This is a genomic window from Brevibacillus sp. SAFN-007a, assembly GCF_051967035.1.
In the GTDB taxonomy this organism is placed as follows: domain Bacteria; phylum Bacillota; class Bacilli; order Brevibacillales; family Brevibacillaceae; genus Brevibacillus.
Window position 1 is genome coordinate 1 of sequence record NZ_JBQCKK010000043.1, and the last position, 3,831, is coordinate 3,831.

6 protein-coding genes are annotated in these 3,831 nt (G+C 49.0%); all 6 read right to left on the reverse strand.

The window, feature by feature from the left end:
- Positions 1-291 (reverse strand): hypothetical protein (locus ACTHO6_RS20975; RefSeq protein ID WP_440243757.1); only part of this gene is annotated, 291 nt, incomplete at its 3' end.
- A 10-nt stretch (positions 292-301) separates the two neighbouring features.
- The gene (locus tag ACTHO6_RS20980; RefSeq protein ID WP_440243759.1) at positions 302-994 is read right to left on the reverse strand and encodes a PD-(D/E)XK nuclease family protein; all 693 of its coding nucleotides are present in this window, start codon (positions 992-994) and stop codon (positions 302-304) included.
- Positions 991-1,743, reverse strand: coding sequence for a hypothetical protein (locus ACTHO6_RS20985; RefSeq protein ID WP_440243761.1), 753 nt, complete (start codon positions 1,741-1,743; stop codon positions 991-993). Before ACTHO6_RS20985 ends, ACTHO6_RS20980 begins: the two co-directional genes overlap by 4 nt.
- A complete protein-coding gene (locus tag ACTHO6_RS20990) occupies positions 1,740-2,789 on the reverse strand; it encodes a hypothetical protein (RefSeq protein ID WP_440243763.1) in 1,050 nt (349 codons plus the stop codon). The genes ACTHO6_RS20985 and ACTHO6_RS20990 overlap by 4 nt, the downstream gene beginning before the upstream one ends.
- Positions 2,790-2,918: 129 nt before the next feature.
- Positions 2,919-3,359, reverse strand: a complete 441-nt coding sequence (ssb, locus tag ACTHO6_RS20995; RefSeq protein ID WP_440243765.1) for a single-stranded DNA-binding protein — start codon at positions 3,357-3,359, stop codon at positions 2,919-2,921.
- Positions 3,360-3,480: 121 nt separating this feature from the next.
- Positions 3,481-3,753, reverse strand: a complete 273-nt coding sequence (locus ACTHO6_RS21000) for a type II toxin-antitoxin system PemK/MazF family toxin (protein WP_440243767.1) — start codon at positions 3,751-3,753, stop codon at positions 3,481-3,483.
- Positions 3,754-3,831: the final 78 nt, after the last annotated feature.

Consider the following 3,831-nt stretch of genomic DNA (forward strand, 5'->3'; position numbering starts at 1 on the left):
TGGCAGCCGCTCTGCGAAGTAGTTAAAGTTCGTTGCCCTCAAATCACTTGGGCAGCGGCGCATGAAGCGAGCCGGCAACTCCAGTTTTTGATACATCTGGTTTTCCGCCCATTCAGTTGCCGGGCTGGCGACCGCATTCGTAAAAAGTGTCTGGAACGTAAAGTGTCCATCGTCACGCATCCGTACCTGATTAGCCGGTACAACGAAATCTTCTTTTTGCTGTGCTTGACGGTTCAGTTCGTCCAAAATCCGCTTGAAATTTTCTCCTGCATTGTGCATGTAATTCATCATTCATTCCTCCTCAATGAACTTGGTATTTTTTCGTCATGGGACATTCGCGGATAAAGCTGCAGTTGGTGCAGCTGCTTCCCAATTTGGGCGGGAAAGCTATCTCCGGTGGTGTCCCTTTTTTCAGTTCCTGATAGGCGGCTCTCGCCTGGTGAATCTTCAACTTGGCCCATTCGAGGGTTTCCGCAATCGCTTCAGGCGTTACCTGTGCGGTTTTGATGACATTCTTCCTTGGAAACAGATAAGCGACCTCCGAAGCGTAAAGACCGGATTGCCACGCGCTCCAAGCATAAAGAAGCAGTTGCTTGGGCTTCTGCATGACCTCATAGACTGCCCAGGATGTTTTCCAGTCGTAAATTGTGAGGGAAAACAAATCGTACTGGACAATGAGATCAATCACCACATGGAACAGATCCGTTTCCGTAATGGGAGTGACGATTTCACGCTCGACCGCTACAATTTCCCCTTTGAAAATGTGGGTTTGCAACAGTCGATACGCCTTTAATGCCAACTCCTGCACGTCTTTCGGTATTCCCACCGGCGGCGGCTGCCTTAAAACAGAAGAAGCAATGACTTCGTGGAATTGCTTCCCGTTCGCCATTGCTTCCGTTTCCTTCTCCGGCATCCCCAACACGTACCGGAAATAGTACGCATGGGGGCAGGAGTCATATTTGAAGAGTCGGCTGTAGCTCCATTTCCAGCTCACGCCGTTCTCTCCTTCATCTTTTGCAGCTCTCGCTGAATGGTACCTTCCAAATCTGACGCTTTCTCTTCGTTCCGAATTGCTTCTACAAGTTCGCGAACGGTGACATCAGCTCGTTTGGCCCATTCCGCCCACAAATCCTTGGGGAGCTGATGCATTTTCACGGCCCGCTCCCAAAGACTTTCAATACCGGTTTCTTTCTCGGTTTTCCTAACAAATTCCTCTGCAGCTTTTTCATCGTCCAGGTATTTGCCAAGCAGAAGGACATGGAAGGCTTCCTTTGATTTCTCAGACGTGAATAGTTGCCACTCCCGCCATGCCCACTGAAGAACAGCGCGTGCATAATGCGGGTTGGTGTGAAACATTTTCCCGTCGATCTTTCCAAGGAAGCCCATGAGTTTCCACTGGTGAGCGGAAAGTTTCATGGCCGGATGCTCTTCCCATGTCTTTTTCTTCCGCTTTTTCCTCCTGGCGGCTTCATGTTTAGCCTTATATTCATCGATCACTTCTTGTTCTCCTTTTCCCTGCAGAAGACCGATAAATTTTGCCACGCCCCCTTTTACCTGGCAGCGAAAGCAGTGAAACGTATTCTTGACCGGATTTAAGTAAAGATGGAACCCGCGATCTGCTGTACCGACAATCTCTGCGCAAAACGGGCAATGGATGCGAATCTCACCTCTCGGCGCAGCCTTTTGCTGTGCCAAGAGATGGAAACCATTCGCTACGCCAAAGATGTCAGGAAAAATGCTCATGCACTGCGCACCTCCTGAATCTCTTGTCCGCTGCGGCCAGCAATTGCCTCAAAATCTCCCATCGTGCGAGTCAGGAACTTTAACAATTGTCCTCCCATCAAGTTGTTTAAGTCTTGTTGGGCGACCGGATGATCTTCCGGGATCAAGACTTTGCTGCCGTTATGCAGGAACAGAATAAAGCAAGGCGTGTCGTTGATGGCTGTTCCTTGTACATCCGTTACAGTGCCCGTAATCCAGCGGGGCGTATCAGACGGGGTGATGGCAGCGTGTCCCTTATGAGCAGCAGACTGATTTTGCGGTGGTTGCTTACCTTCTTGCCCTTGCGACCTGTTCGACGCCCTTCTGCTTTCGTTTCGGTTGTGAGCGGGTGTTCCATTCTCACGGCGTTGGTTTGCTTCATCCGATGAGGCTGCTTCTGCCCAATCCTTCAAGTCCTCAACATCCTGCGTGAAGATACCTGAAGAACGGGTTGCAGAAAGAACAGCGTCAATGAGGCCGCGCTTCTTGGCCATCTTCAGAACGGTGTTCCATAAGGAGTGGAGATCCTCATTTTCAATCCGGTATTTGATATAGGTTCCGTTTCCGTTCTTTTTCGGAAAACTCTTTTGTGCCAAAGAGTTTTTATCAATCCCCCTCGGCAACTCGTTTTCGTAGACCCAACGCCAGCGGTATCGGCTTTCCATGGTATTGGCTTCCCCAACCCCATCGGCAATGGTCACCCCGCTGCGTCGATGGATCAGGCTAATCGTTACCCGAGCCCGATAGTAGCCGGTATCCCTTTCCGTCGTTTCTTCGATCATCTTTACGATCGGTGAGAAGCCATACAGCTCGCACAGCTTTTCGGCACCCGCTTTCAGTAACGTTGGCTTCGCGGTACCTTCCAGAACGCCGTAATCTTGCCCTTCGATCATGACTTCCTTGAAGAATTGCTGCGTCAGATTGAGTTTTTGTTTCATCTCCTGCAAGACAGCGTGCATCTCTTGGGAACTGTAGCCCTCCATCAAGCGAGTTTCCTGTCCATCGATGACCGTCAGTGGGTTATTCATGGCATCTCCTTTCTTCGCCTCTTGGCTAACGTGCTATTGTTTTCTCCCGCACGAGGGATTTGGTGTATACAAAAAGACTTCTCCCGAACCATCAGAGAGAAGTCTTTTGTGTCCTGCGATGACCATTCCCTAGAACGGCAAATCGTCATCTGTGATATTAATTGGTTTTCCTGAGCCACCAAAAGGATCGGCAAATGGATCTGCTGAGGCAAATGGATCGTGGCTTGAGTACTGATTGCCCGTGCGAGCATCCTCTGCTTTATCAAGGAAATAAGCACGGTCCGCCACAACCTCTGTCACGTATACCTTTCGGCCTTCCTGGTTTTCGTATGACCGGGTCTGCAACCTTCCTTCAACAGCAGCTTGTCGGCCCTTGTGTAAGTAGGTTGCGCACAGGTCGGCAAGTTTCTGCCAGGTTACGATGTTGATAAAATCCGCTTGCCTTTCTCCTTCCTGATTGGCAAACGGGCGATTCACGGCCAACGTAAACGTCGTAACAGCGATCCCGTTTGTCGTGTAGCGCATCTCTGGATCTTTCGTCAGACGACCAATCAAGACGACTCGATTCATGATTTCTCCTTTCCGCCGATTTCTCGGCTCGTGCTATTGTTTCGCCCGCACGGGGGCAAAATAAAAAAAGACTTCCTTCCTAAAGCGGTAGAAAAGTCTTTCGTTCCTGAATGAATCAACATCATTCCTGAAATTTTGTGGAGCGCTCCTGAAATAATCGAAAAAACGCTTGAAAAATCGTGTAGAAATCGGAATGTTCCAGTTTCCCTAATACCTTGATAACCAGTTCCTGATTGATGGTAAACACTCTGTTCACTTTGGCAACGGAAGGCTTTAATAACCCTGCCGCTTCCCAGTTTTGAATGACGATATCGTATTCATTAACTGGTATAGCGGAAGTTATCATCATACAAATAAAACGCCCCGTTTTCTCTTGGCTGTCTGCATTCGACAGAACCGGTTTAACCCCTCAATATTTGAGTCAGACTCCCTTATTCTCGTTTTTTCTTCGTTTTTCATTTTCTTCAACCAT